This is a genomic window from Mucilaginibacter sp. OK098, assembly GCF_900142915.1.
In the GTDB taxonomy this organism is placed as follows: Bacteria; Bacteroidota; Bacteroidia; order Sphingobacteriales; family Sphingobacteriaceae; genus Mucilaginibacter.
The window spans coordinates 239,731-255,014 of the sequence record NZ_FRCM01000007.1; the positions used below are offsets into that span (position 1 = coordinate 239,731).

At 40.5% G+C, this 15,284-nt stretch carries 16 protein-coding genes; 9 read left to right on the forward strand and 7 right to left on the reverse strand.

Features of this window, described 5'->3' with window-relative positions; genetic code table 11:
• The first annotated feature begins 74 nt into the window (after positions 1-74).
• The 3 genes from BUE31_RS23655 (at position 75) to BUE31_RS23660 (ending at position 2,199) form a co-directional block, all read left to right on the forward strand.
• On the forward strand, positions 75-857 hold the full coding sequence (locus BUE31_RS23655) for a PI-PLC domain-containing protein (protein WP_073406323.1): 783 nt from the start codon (positions 75-77) through the stop codon (positions 855-857).
• A 119-nt stretch (positions 858-976) separates the two neighbouring features.
• Positions 977-1,174: a hypothetical protein gene (locus BUE31_RS30805; protein WP_143167234.1), complete on the forward strand. Its 198-nt coding sequence runs from the start codon at positions 977-979 to the stop codon at positions 1,172-1,174.
• A 305-nt stretch (positions 1,175-1,479) separates the two neighbouring features.
• Positions 1,480-2,199 carry a pseudouridine synthase gene (locus BUE31_RS23660; protein ID WP_073406324.1) on the forward strand — a complete coding sequence of 240 codons (720 nt, stop codon included), beginning with the start codon at positions 1,480-1,482 and terminating at the stop codon, positions 2,197-2,199.
• A 188-nt stretch (positions 2,200-2,387) separates the two neighbouring features.
• Here the strand turns inward: BUE31_RS23660 and BUE31_RS23665 are convergent, their stop codons facing one another.
• Both BUE31_RS23665 and BUE31_RS23670 read right to left on the reverse strand, forming a co-directional pair.
• A complete protein-coding gene (locus BUE31_RS23665) occupies positions 2,388-3,425 on the reverse strand; it encodes a DUF4097 family beta strand repeat-containing protein (RefSeq protein WP_073406325.1) in 1,038 nt (345 codons plus the stop codon).
• An 89-nt stretch (positions 3,426-3,514) separates the two neighbouring features.
• Positions 3,515-4,156: a DNA-3-methyladenine glycosylase family protein gene (locus tag BUE31_RS23670; protein WP_073406326.1), complete on the reverse strand. Its 642-nt coding sequence runs from the start codon at positions 4,154-4,156 to the stop codon at positions 3,515-3,517.
• An 87-nt stretch (positions 4,157-4,243) separates the two neighbouring features.
• On the opposite strand from BUE31_RS23670, the gene BUE31_RS31160 reads away from it, so the two are divergent.
• The 6 genes from BUE31_RS31160 (at position 4,244) to BUE31_RS23695 (ending at position 9,607) form a co-directional block, all read left to right on the forward strand.
• Positions 4,244-4,408: a hypothetical protein gene (locus BUE31_RS31160; protein WP_159440735.1), complete on the forward strand. Its 165-nt coding sequence runs from the start codon at positions 4,244-4,246 to the stop codon at positions 4,406-4,408.
• Positions 4,409-4,738: 330 nt separating this feature from the next.
• Entirely contained in the window at positions 4,739-6,019 is a 1,281-nt protein-coding gene (locus BUE31_RS23675; protein ID WP_073406327.1) for a replication-associated recombination protein A, read from the forward strand.
• Between the two features lie 181 nt (positions 6,020-6,200).
• Entirely contained in the window at positions 6,201-7,679 is a 1,479-nt protein-coding gene (locus BUE31_RS23680) for a DUF5687 family protein (RefSeq protein ID WP_073406328.1), read from the forward strand.
• Position 7,680: 1 nt separating this feature from the next.
• On the forward strand, positions 7,681-8,415 hold the full coding sequence (locus BUE31_RS23685) for an ABC transporter ATP-binding protein (protein ID WP_073406329.1): 735 nt from the start codon (positions 7,681-7,683) through the stop codon (positions 8,413-8,415).
• 118 nt (positions 8,416-8,533) lie between these two features.
• Positions 8,534-9,028 carry a GNAT family N-acetyltransferase gene (locus BUE31_RS23690; RefSeq protein WP_073406330.1) on the forward strand — a complete coding sequence of 165 codons (495 nt, stop codon included), beginning with the start codon at positions 8,534-8,536 and terminating at the stop codon, positions 9,026-9,028.
• An 18-nt stretch (positions 9,029-9,046) separates the two neighbouring features.
• Positions 9,047-9,607 carry a hypothetical protein gene (locus tag BUE31_RS23695; RefSeq protein WP_073406331.1) on the forward strand — a complete coding sequence of 187 codons (561 nt, stop codon included), beginning with the start codon at positions 9,047-9,049 and terminating at the stop codon, positions 9,605-9,607.
• Between the two features lie 6 nt (positions 9,608-9,613).
• On the opposite strand, the gene BUE31_RS23700 is transcribed toward BUE31_RS23695, so the two are convergent.
• The 5 genes from BUE31_RS23700 to BUE31_RS23720 form a co-directional block, all read right to left on the reverse strand.
• Complete coding sequence (locus BUE31_RS23700) at positions 9,614-10,060, reverse strand: DoxX family protein (RefSeq protein WP_073406332.1); 447 nt, start codon at positions 10,058-10,060, stop codon at positions 9,614-9,616.
• Positions 10,061-10,276: 216 nt separating this feature from the next.
• A complete protein-coding gene (locus BUE31_RS23705; RefSeq protein ID WP_073406333.1) occupies positions 10,277-11,503 on the reverse strand; it encodes a TPR end-of-group domain-containing protein in 1,227 nt (408 codons plus the stop codon).
• Between the two features lie 120 nt (positions 11,504-11,623).
• Positions 11,624-12,379, reverse strand: a complete 756-nt coding sequence (locus BUE31_RS23710; RefSeq protein ID WP_073406334.1) for a LytR/AlgR family response regulator transcription factor — start codon at positions 12,377-12,379, stop codon at positions 11,624-11,626.
• Positions 12,376-14,052 (reverse strand): sensor histidine kinase, encoded by a 1,677-nt coding sequence (locus BUE31_RS23715; protein ID WP_073406335.1) that lies wholly within the window; start codon positions 14,050-14,052, stop codon positions 12,376-12,378. Before BUE31_RS23715 ends, BUE31_RS23710 begins: the two co-directional genes overlap by 4 nt.
• Before the next feature lie 158 nt (positions 14,053-14,210).
• Positions 14,211-15,254: an NAD(P)-dependent alcohol dehydrogenase gene (locus tag BUE31_RS23720; RefSeq protein ID WP_073406336.1), complete on the reverse strand. Its 1,044-nt coding sequence runs from the start codon at positions 15,252-15,254 to the stop codon at positions 14,211-14,213.
• Positions 15,255-15,284: the final 30 nt, after the last annotated feature.

Sequence of the window (15,284 nt, forward strand, 5' to 3'; positions counted from 1 at the left end):
TAAAGTTCGCGATTGCCGCGCTACGCTCGCAATGACATGATGATGATTGCACATTAACCTATCGAGTTAAATTTATGAATAAACAAAAATCTACAATAACCCTAATAGCACTCTCATTTGCTTTTACCTCCTGCCTCACCTCAACCAAAGATTACACTCCTGCCGATGCTCATTCGCATAACGATTATAAAAACAGCATCCCGTTTTACCGGGCTTATGATGCCGGTTTTGGATCGATAGAGGCGGATGTTTTTGCGGTTAACGGGCAGTTGCTGGTGGCACACAGTGAAGATGAGATCACTCCAAAGCGCTCGCTTAAAGGAATGTATCTTGATCCGCTTATAGAGAAATTTAAGCGCGATACCACTCGAAAGCTGAGGCTGCTCATCGAAATAAAAAAAGATTATACCATTACCCTCCCATTGGTAATTGAAGAGCTTAAGCCACTTAGTCAATATTTGAATTACCCCGGCCATGCGGGCAGGCTTTCAATAGTAATGACGGGGGCCGTTCCGCCGGGCGCCGTAATGTTAAACTACCCTGCATGGTTAAATTTTGACGTGGATCATATTGGTGGGTTTACCCCGCAGCAGCTTACAAAAGTTGGTTTGATAAGTGTGCCGTTCAGCAGGTTTTCTAAATGGGATGGCGCAAGAGATATAAGTCAGCCTGATGTTGATCGCTTAACTGCTATGATTGACAGCGCCCACGCCATTGGCAAAAAAGTCCGCTTTTGGGAAACGCCCGATAACCCGGCCTGCTGGAAAGAATTGATCCGCTTACATGCGGATGTGATAGGAACAGACCGGATTAATGAGCTGGCAATTTATTTGGATAAAAAGGCGTATTTGGAATAATTGCTGTTTCACCGTGTTTCGGGGTGTTCGGCACAAGTACCGAACGGAACAAGATAATAGAGTTATCATATTATTATAATTATTCACTGAGGTACATAATTGAGTGTAAACCTTATTCAATGAAAATATTAAAAAATGGATATTTCAAAGGAGTTGGAGTATTATTAATAATAGTCTCTTTAATGTGGGCTTTTTTTATTCTGGTACTTTATTCTGATAGCATGATGAGTGATTCTCATACCATGTTGAACTCCATCATTTGTTTGCTATTATTAGGTATTGGTTTATTTTTAATTATTGGATCACAAAAGCGATAATATTATATTGATCAGCTAGTGATTGTAGGGTCAATAAGGGTAGTTGCTTTATTGTTATAATGGAATAATTAATATATCAAGTTAAGAAAGAATGCCTTGTTCTTGTTCCGTTCGTTTTTTGGACGACACAACATGAAACAGCGTGAAACAGGCTTTTCAGGGCAAGGTCCAGGAAAACCGTGTTTCGTTCTATATTTGTGTCGAACACCCCGAAACAAAGTGAAACAAGTTTTCTTTACCCCATAGTTGTCTATCCGCAAAAAATATCGGGTATTAATTAATAATGCCTTTACCTTTGCCCCAATATGCCCTTACTTGAGATCCTGTTTCATGATGATCACCTGGTAGCCATCAACAAGCCGCATGGCCTGCTGGTGCACCGCTCATCAATTGCTAATGATGCTACCGAGTTTGCCCTGCAAATGCTGCGTGATCAACTTAACCGGCATGTATTCCCCGCACACCGGCTCGATCGTAAAACAGGCGGCGTACTTTTATTTGCGTTAAGTAAAGATGTGGAGAGGCTGATGCAGCAGCAATTTTCTGAAAACCTTGTCGATAAAAAATACCTGGCTATAGTTAGGGGACATACCCCTGATATAGAAGAGATTGATTACCCGCTGCGTAAAGAGAACGGAACTTTACAGGAGGCATTTACCAAATATAAAACACTTGCCCGCGCCGAGCTTGATGTACCGCTGGGCAACCACCCGACTTCCCGTTATTCATTGGTCGAGGCTAATCCTGAAAGCGGGCGGATGCACCAGTTGCGCAAACACTTCGCCCACGTTTTTCACCCTATAATTGGCGATCGTACCCACGGCTGCAACAAACAAAACAAATTATTTAAAGAGCGCTGGGAGTTGGATACCATGCTGCTGCATGCTTCGCAATTAACATTTAATCACCCGGTTACCAAAGCGCTGGCACATATTGAAGCGCCTTTACAGGATGAGTTTTTAAGGGTGATGGGGATTATGGGGTGGGATTTAAATGGGTGTCACCCTGAGGCACTCGAAGGGTGAGCGCAGTGGCCTATCCGCGTGCTAAGCATGGTGCTTAGGCCTTTGCCCGCATGCTTCGAGCGCCTCAGCATGACACCCCTTTTTATTCCGCTCAAGCAATCCGTATACATAAAAAAAGCATCGAAAATAAATCCCGATGCCTTTTTAAGTCTTGAATCCTGGTTCCTGACTTCTTGCTTCTTTTCTTCCTAATTAAACCTCATATTTATATCACCGCCTGATGCATGTGCACTAACAGGTATACCCCCGCCGTTTACGCTTCCGTTTATGTGGTTTTTGCTCCACTCGCCACTAAAGCCACTTATTTTTGATGGATTAATGCTTTCACCCCTTATATCAAGGTCTAACCCTTGTTTTTGAGGTAATTCTATCTCAATATTCCCTGAGCTGGCGCTAAGTCTAAGGTATTTGCCAACTTTGGTCATTTGTGCAACTAAATTACCGGCGCTGGTGCTGGCTTCCAAGCTGCAATTCATTCCTTTCAGGTCAATTCCGCCGCCTGATGTGTTGGTAGATAATTCGCCCTCAATATTGCTGCCTTCAACACCGCCGCCGCTGGTATGTGCAAGGATGTTGCCCTTTAGGTTGGCAAGCTCAATGCCGCCGCCCGAAGTCATCAGTTTGATCTTTCCGGTACAATTTTTTGCAGTAATGCCGCCACCACTGGTACTCAGGTCTATATCCTCATTTGAATTTGAAACATCAATTCCGCCACCAGAAGTTCTGCCGTGGATAACACCATTAAGCTTATCAATTCTTAAGCCGCCGCCGCTGGTTGAAAATGTTTCATTTCCTTTTAAATTATCAAGCTCAATACCACCGCCGCTGGTTTTTAAACTGGTGGTAACCCCCTGCGGAACATATATTTTAAATGAGATGCTCATTGACCGCGTCCAGTTCGAAAAATTGTGCTTGTTTTTTACGATAGCGCTTAACTCATGCCCGGTAACCGAAATATTCATGTCGTAATCTTCAGCAAGGCGCTTTTGAATTTCTTCTTTTGAGAGCTCGCGGCCATTATTGCCCCTAATGTATACTTCTACTCTTGGTGATTGTCCGGCCTGACCACTTACAGAAATACCCCCTGCAGATGTACTTACCACAACGCTGTTGATGGCATCATTTGTTAATGATTTGGTAAGATAGGGTGTTTTGTTTTCGTGATCCTGTGCCAGTGCAACAACGCTTTGGCAGGCTACTATAAATAAGGTTAAATAAGTTTTCATAATTTTAAGTTTGTTTATCTATCAGACTTAAAATTATACTGATACGTTGCATCCGGGAAGATATTTATTTTTGATACAGATAAGTCTCATCATACCATTAAACCCTTATTCTTTGGCACCGACAAATAATAATGCCACAACAGCATGGTAGCAATAGTTCTGTACGGCTGCCATTGAGTTGCCATCTCTGTCATTTGTTCTTTAGTTGTATTGGCAGGCAGCTTTTTAACCCGCTTCATTGCATTTACAGCTGCAAGGTCGCCAACCGGGAATATATCCGAATGCTGTAAAACAAACATCAGGTAAACATCGGCCGTCCAGTTGCCAATGCCTTTAAGGGCTACCAATTTGGCACGGACTTCATTGTCGGGCATGTCTTCCAATTCAGCTAAATTTAGCTGTCCGCTTAGCAAGGCTTCTGCAAGGTATTTGATATAGCCTGTTTTTTGCCGGCTGCAATAGCAGGCTTTCATTTCCTCGTCGGTAAGCAACAGCAGCCTTGCAGGGGTTAGTTCCTGCAACCTTTCCTTCAATTTGTTTAAGGCTGATAGTGCCGATGCCAGCGAAACCTGCTGCTCCAAAATAATGTGCACCAACGTCTCAAACGTATTTGGCCGCGACCAAAATGGTGGATAGCCGTGGGCTTTGATGATAGCTGCAAGATTAGGATCAGCGGCAGCGAGCTTATCGCAAATAGTGTGGTAAGTAGATTGGGTAAAGCGATTGATCACAAATTGGAATTAAAATTGAACCATTATCAAAAATAGCATTATAAAGTTTGTTTATTATATTTGATATGGGATGAAACTTTCAAAACCATGAATGAAGAAAACTCTTTTAACAGTAACAATAACCTGAAAGGTAAATCTTTAGAAAGCCAATTAACACCAGCGCAAAAAGAAATCTGGGGAAATATACGACAAGGTTTTATAGAGTTAAAACTAGCTGAAGAAGGGAAAGTTAAATTTCGTCCAATACGGTAACTACTTGATGAACTTTCCTAGGATGAAGAGGATGCTTATTTATTAACAGCTATGGAAGAAGTTAAAGATGAAAAAACAGTTTCTGAAAAGGAAGCAAATGAATTTAAGAGATGGCTAAGGTCTTCTGTTCAAGAATATCATAAATCAAAACGCAATAAAAACTACTAAGACCTACTATAAATTCTTAAACAATGTTGGCCCGTTTTCTCCCCCGAAAAGATGTTTATCGTTTCTTTCCATAAAACATAACGTCAACCTCTCTGTTATTTCAAAAAAGCATCTTGCTAAAAATATTAGGATTTAGCGTTTTCTTTTCTCAATTTTACCAATATGAATAACCTGCCCCCATTAGCCGAGCGGATGCGCCCCAAAAATCTGGATGATTATGTGGGGCAAAAACACTTAGTGGGCAAAGGCGCCGTATTACGCAAGGCTATTGAATCGGGCTCGCTGCCTTCCATGATATTTTGGGGACCGCCCGGGGTTGGGAAAACCACACTGGCTTATATCATTTCACAAACGCTCGACAGGCCATTCTTTTCCTTAAGCGCCATTAACTCGGGAGTTAAGGATGTGCGCGAGGTGATTGAAAAAGCTTCACTGTTAAAAGCAGAAGGCCAGATCCTGCCGGTTTTGTTTATTGATGAAATCCATCGTTTCTCCAAATCGCAACAAGACTCATTGCTTGGGGCCGTTGAGCGGGGAATAGTTACATTGATAGGTGCTACTACTGAAAATCCTTCATTCGAAGTTATTTCGGCTTTGCTGTCGCGATGCCAGGTTTATATCCTGCAGCCGTTGGATGAAGATGATTTGATGAGCCTGCTGCAAAAAGCGATGAAGGAAGATGAGGTAATCAATAAAAAGAATATCACCATAAAAGAAAATGAGGCTGTACTTCGCTTATCAGGCGGCGATGCCCGAAAGCTGCTCAATATTTTCGAGCTGCTGGTAAATGCGTTCGACAGTAAAAAGATCACCATTACCAATGATGCAGTGCTGGAGCATGTGCAGCAAAATATGGCCTTGTATGATAAAACAGGCGAACAGCATTATGATATTATTTCGGCCTTTATTAAATCCATGCGCGGCAGCGACCCTAACGGTGCAGTTTATTGGCTGGCGAGGATGATAGTTGGCGGTGAGGACCCTTTATTCATTGCCCGGCGGATGCTGATCCTGTCATCAGAAGATATTGGCAACGCCAATCCAAATGCCCTGCTGCTGGCACAAAGCTGTTTTGAAGCAGTTAATAAAATTGGGATGCCCGAGTCGCAGCTCATCTTGTCACAAACGGCCATCTATTTGGCAACATCTGCAAAAAGCAATTCGGCAACTACGGCCATTGGCGCGGCAATAGCCATGGTTAAACAAACCGGCGATTTGCCTGTACCACTGCACCTGCGCAATGCGCCTACCAAATTCATGAAAAATATAGGCTATGGTAAGGATTATAAATACGCCCATAGCTATGAAGGGAATTTTACCGAGCTTGACTTTTTACCCGATGCCATAAAAGGGACAAAACTGTATGATCCGGGTAACAATGCCCGCGAAAACGAATCAAAAGAGAAGCTGAGAAAGCTTTGGGGCGACAGGTATAAGTATTGAAATCCTTGAAAGAGTAAAGAGTAAAGAATCAAGAGCCAAGAGTCAAGACAAAAATATTCTGACGGGCATTATACTTGTGTTTTATATTTAATAGTTTAACTTTCGATTCCTGCCTCTTGATTCTTGGCTCTTGGCTCTTTTTTAACTATTATTACCCTTGTAAATATTTTATCAGGCATAAATGACATCAACTTTCCTCCGGCACGAGTTAAAAGCTTTCTGGCGATCAAAAAATACAGGTAAAAGTATTGCTATACGGATAGTAATGGGATTTTTTATCCTGTACCTGTTTATTAACATGTTTGTTTTAGGGCTGTTTTTAAATGATATTTTAGCAAAAGTATTTCCAAAGGAGGATCTTGTTGTTTCATTCTGCGGTATCCTGCTGATGTATTTTCTGTTTGATCTTTTTACACGCTTACAACTGCAGGAACTACCTACCCTGCGCGTTCAGCCTTATTTGCAGCTGCCTGTAAAACGCAATGCGCTGGTACGGTACCTGGCATTTACCTCCTTACTTTCGGTATTTAACCTTTGGCCTTTCGTGCTGTTTGTGCCATTTATTATAAAAATCATCTCTACTGATTCGGGCGGTGTAGTAGCGCTTGCCTTTATAGTATCATTGGCGGGCCTCACCGTATTTAATAATTACTTTGCCCTGTACTTAAAAAGAAAAGCCAATTTAAACGGCTGGATCTTTTTAATAGCAGCTGGTGTGATCATCCTGATCGGCTTGTCTGATTTTTTTTGGCACCTGTTTTCTATCCGTAAATTCTCATACCTGTTTTTTGGGAATTTAGTTACACACCCGGTATTGGCAATTGCGCCCTTATTGCTTGGAGCGGTAATGTATTATCTTAACTTCTCGTATTTAAAAGATAATCTGTACCTGGAAGAGCTGGGCTCGCGCAAAGTTGCTAAATATAAAAGCAGTACCGAATATCCTTTACTTAGCCGCTTTGGCAGCGTGGGCGACCTGGTGGCTAATGAAATTAAATTAGTGTTCCGCAACAAGCGCTCTAAGTCGGCATTTATAATGGGGCTGTTTATTATGCTTTATGGATTGATATTTTATACCAACCCTAAAATGAATAATGATAGCTACAAGGTGTTTGTAAGCATGTTTATGACGGGCATCTTTATCATTAATTACGGTCAGTTTATGTACAGCTGGCAGGCATCGCACTTTGATGGATTGCTAGTCAGCAAAATAAAGTTTTCTGAATTTTTAAAGGCCAAGTACTTGCTGTTTACCATTATATCAACCTTCTTTTTGCTGCTAACAACCCCTTACGCTTATTTTGGCTGGAAAACCCTGCTTATTGAAGTAGTAATGTATTTATGGAACATAGGTGTAAACACTACGTTGGTATTATTTTTTGCAAACCGAAATTACAAACGGATCGACCTTTCAAAAGGTGCTGCATTTAACTGGGAAGGGGTTAGCGGTAACCAGTGGATCTTATCTATCCCCTTGCTGGTGGCTCCATATGTAATTTACGGGCCATTTGCAATACTGCATCATAATGATGCGGGCCTGGCAATGTTAGCAGTTGTTAGCCTGGTATTTATTTTTATGCGCGGTTTCTGGATCAAAAAGCTGGAGGCTGATTTTTATAACAAACGATACACAATAGCTGAAGGGTTCAGAAATAAATAATATGATAGAAATTAAAAACCTTAAAAAAGTTTATAACGGCGTTACCGTTGTAAATGTGCCCGGTGTTGAGATAAGGAAAGGCGAAAGCGTTGGCCTGGTGGGCAACAACGGCGCCGGTAAAACAACTTTGTTCCGCATGGTGCTTGACCTGATAAGGCCCGAAACAGGACAGGTTTTATTAAATGGCGAAAATGTTGCAGGACACGAGCACTGGAAAAACTATACCGCATCATACCTTGATGAGGGATTTTTGATAGATTACCTTACACCCGAAGAGTACTTTTATTTTATTGGCGGCCTGCACCAGCAAACCCAGGTGCATGTTGATGATTATTTGGCAGGCCTTACCGATTTTTTTAATGGCGAGATCTTGAAAAAGGGCAAATACATCCGTGACCTTTCGAAGGGGAACCAGTGTAAAGTAGGTGTGGCATCGTGCCTGCTGCAAAACCCGGAGCTATTGATGCTGGATGAACCTTTCGCCAATATAGATCCAAGTACACAGTTCAGGCTAAAAAGCATTTTGAAGGACCTAAATAAAAACAAAGGTGTAACCACACTAATCTCCAGCCATGACCTTAACCATATTACCGATGTATGCGATCGCATTTTACTGATGGAAAAGGGAGTGATCATAAAAGACATTGCCACTAGTTCATCAACTTTAAACGAACTGGAAGAATATTTTGGTGTAGGACAAACCATCTCCATAGAAACAAAAGTTGACGCAGAATAAAATCATTAAATAATCTCTGTGAACTTTGCGCATCGCTTTGCGGCCTCTGTGGTAAAAATTAACTACGGAGTTAACAGAGAAGGCATAGAGCGCACAGAGAAAAGAATATACTATTAACATGTACACTATCCGGAAAGCAACATTAAACGATGTTGGAACAATAATAGACCTGGCCGAAAAAGTCTGGTGGCCCTCCTACTCGCCTATACTTGAAAAAGAACAGATCAGCTTTATGCTGGGCGAAATTTATTCGGTTGAGAAGATCACTTCACAAATTGGAAATAACATTCAAAGTTATTTACTGCTGATAGAAGAGGACAAGCCAGTAGCATTTGCCGGGTATTCGCCACGCGACGAAAATCCTGAAATTTATAAGCTGCACAAACTTTACTGCCTGCCCGAAACACAAGGGAAAGGTTATGGCAAGATCCTGATAAACGAAGTGATCAATAAGACTATAGAAGCAGGTAAACACACCCTGGATTTAAACGTAAACCGCTACAACAAAGCCAAAAACTTTTACGAAAAAATGGGCTTTGAAGTGGCTTATGAAGAAGATATTGCCATTGGTCCCTATTGGATGAATGACTTTGTGATGCGGAAAGAATTATAGTTGTATATTTAACTCATTATGAGCATAATATACAAATCATTCCTGAATAAATTAATAGCTGTTGCTGGTTTAATTGCCTTTATGTTTACCGCGGCATCGGCACAACCAGCATTTGATTGTGCAAAATTGTTGAGTCGGGCCATAGCGGGTGATAGCGCACAAATTGCGGTAAATAATATTAAGCAACATGCTAATTGTTTTGGGCTTGACAGTGTCGACGTTAAAATTTGGGCTCAAGCTCCGGTTTTGGGTAGCCTTTTAGTAAAGCGAGCTTCAATGGGCAATGAAAATTTAACCTATAACGATCTGTTAACAGAGTTTAATACCGCTAAAAAAGATACGGGCTATTTATCCATGCGTAATTTAATAATTGCTCAAACCACGCTCGAAGCCACAAAAATATCCGTAGCCTCGTGGGACAACAGCGTGAAGCTTTTAAAAGTAATCGGAATGCCTGATAGCGAAATGGAAAATTTTCATCAATTTATGCTGGAGAAAAAAGATAAGAACTGGAACTACAGGCAGCTTGTTGTTGCTTACCGGATGAAACAAATGGACGCGCCAAAAGGCAAAAATTGATCAATCCTACCCAAGTTTGTTTATCAACCATTGATCAATTGACATTGCACCGCTGCCTTTAATAATAATTATGAGCAGCATAGCCAGCAGCATTACAAAGTACTCTATCCCTTCGCCTTTCTTTTTCCCAAACCAATTCAGCATCCACCCGTCGGGCGAGTGAACTACCAGGGCGCCAGTAAATATAATGAACGCCCCACCGGCAGCAAAGCGGCCCAATAATCCTATTATTAACGCTACACTGCCAAAGGATTGACTGATAATAATTAGCCATGCAATAAATTGAGGGACTTTTTTTGTCTTCAGATCCAATAGTGTAGCCTTAATTCCAACACCCCTAAATCCAAGTTTTTGCATGCCATAAGGCAATATAATTATCCCGCAAATTATCCGCAGAAAGGTGTACACATAATCAGCATCTGTTTGCAGCAATTTTTGAATAACATTGCTCATTGCTTTGGTTTTTGTTGTTAACTGACGTTAAGCTCAGCTGCTTTACTATTTCTCTTTTGTAAAGATACATTAAGTGTTACTTTTAATAGGATCCAGGTTATAGCAATCATTAATGCGGAATGTAAAGCTGTTGCTGCCTCAATTAGCATTTAAAAACAAAAAAGACAACCTGCAAATTAATGAGGTTGTCTTTATTAAATATGGAGTAATTTAAACTTATTCGCCTGTTGGTTTCTGCCAAAAAGAACCTGGGTTGTTAGTTGAATATTCAGCCTTATTGCCCCCGAATTTATTTGTGCTGTTTATTGTAGTAAACTTGCCGGGATATAAGTTTACATATTGAACGGCCGGTTTGCCTTTCTGCATGGTTTCCAGGTCCCACTCGCTTTTTGCGGCACATCTTATCCAGTAAAGATTTTTTGACATGTAATTAAGGTAAACCTCTTGTGTTTCTTTGTTCTTATGATTCCAGTTGGCATCTTCATTCAAAACCAGCGGACTGTCATTGATCAACCGCTCCCTAACTTCTTCAATGCTTAAATAGTTCCCTTTGTCGTCTTTCATATATGCGCAGAAGGTAGGATCCATCCAAATCCATTTATTCAACGTTTTTGACCATACAACGGTAATTACATGGCAGTCAAAATCTGCGGTATCTTTTGGCATACAGGTTACCAGCCTTGCTTTAAAGCCTTCCGCCTGGTAAGCATCTTTTAAAATGGTGGCCATCATGCGGCAGTTCACGCCGCGGTCATCCTTTTTGCAAACAGCTATCAGATCAATTGCATTTTTTGATGGCGGGTTATTTGAATTGCCATCATGTCTTACAACATCATGTACCCAATAAAGCAGGTTTTTAATTTTGCTGATCTCATCACCATTACCACTCACAGAATCAAGGTTGAATTTGGTTTTAAAGTTAACCAGTTCAGGAGCGCTTGCAGCTTGATAAGTGAATACCGGAAGATCAGCTTTTTCCTTATTATAAGGACCAGCTTTTTTAAGTACATAATTATAATCTCCTTTTTCTCTTAATTGGGTTAACACCTCTTTAAATTCCTTGTTGTCACGCAGAGTGTTCAAATCGCTGTCAATTTTAACCTGGGAATAGTCGGTAAATCCAGATGAACAGGCTTTTTTTAAGTATTCAATAGCTTTTTCTTTTTGCCCGTTCATTGCAGTATAACAAGCCATATTATAATACATGCCCGGCAAATAGCCGGGGTTATTTTTTTTAAAAGCCGGCGACAGCTTATCATACTTGTCAAACCATTCGTTTCCCAGCGCAATAGATTTAGGATAATCTTTTAAAGCATAGGCGGCATGCATACTGCTATCTGTTTTAATATAATAGGCATTAAAATCTGCCGCTTCTTTACTCTGCTGTGCATTAGCTAAAAGGGTTGCTAAGCAAATACCACATGCTAATAATAGTTTTTTCATTGTTTTTATTTTTTGTAAGATGAAATATTTTGGCAATAGGTTGCTCGTTCGGAATAATTTTAAGGTTAATTCCGTTAGGTAATTCTTATTTTAATTAGATAGGAGGAAAAGAGAGTGGAATTATCCTGTATCAAGCGCTTTTTTTACGTCATCCTTTTTATTTCTTGACACTGGTATTTCCGTGCCGTTAAATAATAATAAATGGTCGCCGTATTCCTTTTTCCAGCTTTTTACAAACTTTTTATTTACCAGGTGCGACTGATGGCAGCGGATAAAACCGTAATCTTTCAGGATCTCTTCATACTCATAAATCGGCTTGCTAACCAAAAGCTCCTCGCCATCCTGCAAAAAGAAAGTGCTGTAATTGTTTGACGATTCGCACCTGATTATTTCATTTGTTTTTATAAACCTTGTTTCCTTAAGTGTGGTAAGCGCAATACGCTGATCTTCTTTATTCTGCTGACTTTTTAATAAATGGATCAGGTTTTCAAGCTGCTGGTTCTGCACCTTAAGCCGGCATTTCTTAACCGCTCTGTCAACTGCCGATTGTAGTTCATTAATATCAATCGGTTTTAGTAAATAATCAATAGCAGCAAAGCGCATGGCCTGTATAGCGTAGTTGTCAAAAGCGGTAACAAATATTACTTCAAAATCATAATTGCTTAGTCCACGTAATAAATCAAAGCCGGTTTTATTAGGCATCTGGATATCTAAAAAAACAATGTCAGGCTGCTGTTTTAGTATAATGGATGTACCATCATCAGCACTCAAGGCCGTATCACACACGGTTATTTGCGGGCAATAAGCATTCAGCAACTCCTGCAGGTTGTTTAAATTATGCCTTTCGTCATCTATTAAAACCGCCTTAATGCTCATAAAAACCAATTTTTAAAGGTGAGCTCTATTTTGGCTCCTGTTGGAACGTTCTTTTTTACTTCGAATGTTACAGGCTGATCTTTTGTAAACTCATTCAGCAATTTTATCCTGTCCTGCGTAAGCTTTAATCCAAAACCTTTGCTGTTTACATTCGCTAAAAAACCTTCGCCGTTATCTTTTATTGTTACTGCCATATTGTTCTGTTGCTTTGCAAAACCAATGGAAACCAACCCCTTCTCCTGCAAAGCAGAAACCCCATGCTTAACCGCATTTTCAACCATCGGCTGTAATAATAATGATGGGATTTCTGTTTCATAAATATTGATCTCTTTATCTATGTGTATTTCATACTTAAACCCAAACCGCAATTGTTCCAGCTTTAAATAGGTCTCTAAAGTTAGTATTTCCTTATCCAGTGATGTTTGATCCTTATTACTGTTATTTAATGATTCGCGCATTAGTTTAGCAAAATCAGACAGGTATATGTTAGCTCCTTTTATATCCTGCTTATTTATAAGCCCCTGTATGGAGCTTAACGCATTAAAAATAAAATGCGGGTTAAGCTGGGCGTAAATACTTTTAAGCTCCAATTGCAGCTTTGTTTTCTTCGCCAATTCCCTGTCGGCCTTCTGCTTTTGTTTAATATGCATTATTAAAAACAGGATAAACCCCATAAAAGCACATATTAAAATACCCGCGATAATTTTAAACAAAGTTGATTGATACCAGGGTGTTTTAACTTCAAAAGGGTAACTTGTTACATTTTGGCGCTGTACATTATAGCGCATTTTTAACAAATATTGACCCGGCGTAAGGTTTTTGAGCCACACAAACTGGTTGTCAAAGTCATTTACCTTCCAGGGAATAAAAACTTCTCCATTTTTTTCAAGCTGGTACTCCACTTGCTTTCTGTTATAAATATCAGCCAGCAAATAAAATATAAGGTTATTATCGGTTGGCTCAAGTATCAACTTTTTAGGTCTTAAAGTCTGCGGATCAAGCTGATCAACCGTATAGTGTTTCTTCCATCTCCCTATCTCTTCATCAGTTGCCCTGTATGACCATGGCCGGCTAAGTCTTTTAAAAAACAAATCCAATTCATTAGCGGTATAAATTTCGCCTACAACAGGTTTTATGGCCGGCCATGCAACAACAGAAGTGGCTACTATTTTATCGCTTCCCTTTTTCCTCACATCAATTATCACCTTATTTCCTATACTCGTTCTATAACCACCCAGGTAGGCCATTTGCGGCATTCCGGAAACCGCCCCTACGCTGTAGTCAGTAAATTTTGTGATAGCGCCCCATGGCTCAATTACTTTGTTATCACCGTCCGTTACCCTGAACTCATACTCTGGGGCGTTGGTTTTATTTACACCATGTAACAGAAATTGAGCCTTTGCTGTATCAAATGTTGTAATTGCTGTAAAATTGTGTGGCCTGCCTTTTTGAAAGGCAGCAGAATGGGATAACGAGGTAAAAAGGCCGTCGCCCGGGTTCATTATCCAAAAAGAATCATTGGTTTCATATACCGCAGTAATTATCCCCAGGTTGGAAGCTTTATCGGTTGTGCCATTCGGATAGCTTTGCGAGTACAAGCTGTAATTAAATTGCGCTTTAGTTGGCTTTGCTAACGCGATGAGTAGTAATAAGAGCAGGCTGATCTTTTTCATATCTTTTTATTTATGATCAAATATCTGCTGCTCATTTTTAATATTTTTCAGCAATGTGAATCCTGCAAATTGTAATGTGAATTTGGTATTAAAGCTAACAAAAAAGGCATCTGCAAATAAATGCAAATGCCTTTTTGAGCATTATTATACCTTTTCGATTATAACGTAGCCATATCAATAACAAACCTATACCTTACATCGCCTTTTTCCATGCGCTTGTATGATGGTGTGATATCTTTTATATCGATAATTTCAATATCTGATACGATATTATGTTCGGCACAAAAATCCAGCATTTCCTGGGTCTCGGCTAATCCGCCAATACCTGATCCTGCAAGACTCTTACGACCGGCAAGTAAGCTAAATGCAGCTACTTCAGCAGGCTTAGGCGGAACGCCAACGCAAATGTGTACCCCGTTTGTTCTTAATAATGATAAATACATATTAAAATCATGCTCGGCTGAAACGGTATCAAGTATAAAATCAAACGTTCCCTTTGCTGCTTTTACTTGTTCAGGATCAGTAGTAACTACAAAGTGGTGTGCCCCTAACTTTTTAGCGTCTTCCTCTTTTTTAGGCGAGGTACTTAATACCGTTACTTCGGCGCCAAACGCAACACCAAATTTAACAGCCATGTGGCCAAGGCCGCCAAGACCAAGTACTGCCAGCTTATGGCCCTTACCAACCTTCCAGTGTCTTAACGGCGAGTAGGTAGTAATACCAGCACAAAGTAAAGGCGCCGTTGCAGCCAGGTCCAGTTTATCTGAAATATGCAGCACAAAATCTTCATTAACCACAATGGTGTTTGAATAACCGCCATAAGTTGGTGTTTTGTGATCCTGCTCCAACCCGTTATACGTTTGCGAACTGCCATTTAAACAGTATTGTTCTAAATCCTGCTTGCAGTTCTCACATACGCGGCATGAGTCAACCAGGCAGCCGGTTCCGGCAAGGTCGCCAACTTTGAAATTCTTTACATGATCGCCAACCTTAATTACGCGGCCAACAATTTCATGCCCCGGAACCATTGGGAAGATCCCCGGGAACCAGTCGTTTTTAATCTGGTGCAGGTCTGAATGGCAAACACCGCAAAATAAAATATCAAATTGTACATCGTGTGGCCCTACTTCGCGGCGCTCAAAGGTCCAGGGTGCCAGGTCAGTATGTTCATCCTGAGCAGCATATGCTTTAGTTTCAATCATAGTAGTGTTTTTTTGTTAGTGAGGAATTAC

What these genes read in the sequence shown, in the direction of transcription:
- BUE31_RS23705 (WP_073406333.1), bottom strand. Translation starts at nt 11,503, where the DNA reads ATGAAAAAACTATTATTAGCATGTGGTATTTGCTTAGCAACCCTTTTA.
- BUE31_RS30805 (WP_143167234.1), top strand. Translation starts at nt 977, where the DNA reads ATGAAAATATTAAAAAATGGATATTTCAAAGGAGTTGGAGTATTATTA.
- BUE31_RS23695 (WP_073406331.1), top strand. Translation starts at nt 9,047, where the DNA reads ATGAGCATAATATACAAATCATTCCTGAATAAATTAATAGCTGTTGCT.
- BUE31_RS23720 (WP_073406336.1), bottom strand. Translation starts at nt 15,254, where the DNA reads ATGATTGAAACTAAAGCATATGCTGCTCAGGATGAACATACTGACCTG.
- BUE31_RS23655 (WP_073406323.1), top strand. Translation starts at nt 75, where the DNA reads ATGAATAAACAAAAATCTACAATAACCCTAATAGCACTCTCATTTGCT.
- BUE31_RS23700 (WP_073406332.1), bottom strand. Translation starts at nt 10,060, where the DNA reads ATGAGCAATGTTATTCAAAAATTGCTGCAAACAGATGCTGATTATGTG.
- BUE31_RS23675 (WP_073406327.1), top strand. Translation starts at nt 4,739, where the DNA reads ATGAATAACCTGCCCCCATTAGCCGAGCGGATGCGCCCCAAAAATCTG.
- BUE31_RS23680 (WP_073406328.1), top strand. Translation starts at nt 6,201, where the DNA reads ATGACATCAACTTTCCTCCGGCACGAGTTAAAAGCTTTCTGGCGATCA.
- BUE31_RS23665 (WP_073406325.1), bottom strand. Translation starts at nt 3,425, where the DNA reads ATGAAAACTTATTTAACCTTATTTATAGTAGCCTGCCAAAGCGTTGTT.
- BUE31_RS23660 (WP_073406324.1), top strand. Translation starts at nt 1,480, where the DNA reads ATGCCCTTACTTGAGATCCTGTTTCATGATGATCACCTGGTAGCCATC.
- BUE31_RS23690 (WP_073406330.1), top strand. Translation starts at nt 8,534, where the DNA reads ATGTACACTATCCGGAAAGCAACATTAAACGATGTTGGAACAATAATA.
- BUE31_RS23685 (WP_073406329.1), top strand. Translation starts at nt 7,681, where the DNA reads ATGATAGAAATTAAAAACCTTAAAAAAGTTTATAACGGCGTTACCGTT.
- BUE31_RS23710 (WP_073406334.1), bottom strand. Translation starts at nt 12,379, where the DNA reads ATGAGCATTAAGGCGGTTTTAATAGATGACGAAAGGCATAATTTAAAC.
- BUE31_RS23715 (WP_073406335.1), bottom strand. Translation starts at nt 14,052, where the DNA reads ATGAAAAAGATCAGCCTGCTCTTATTACTACTCATCGCGTTAGCAAAG.
- BUE31_RS31160 (WP_159440735.1), top strand. Translation starts at nt 4,244, where the DNA reads ATGAATGAAGAAAACTCTTTTAACAGTAACAATAACCTGAAAGGTAAA.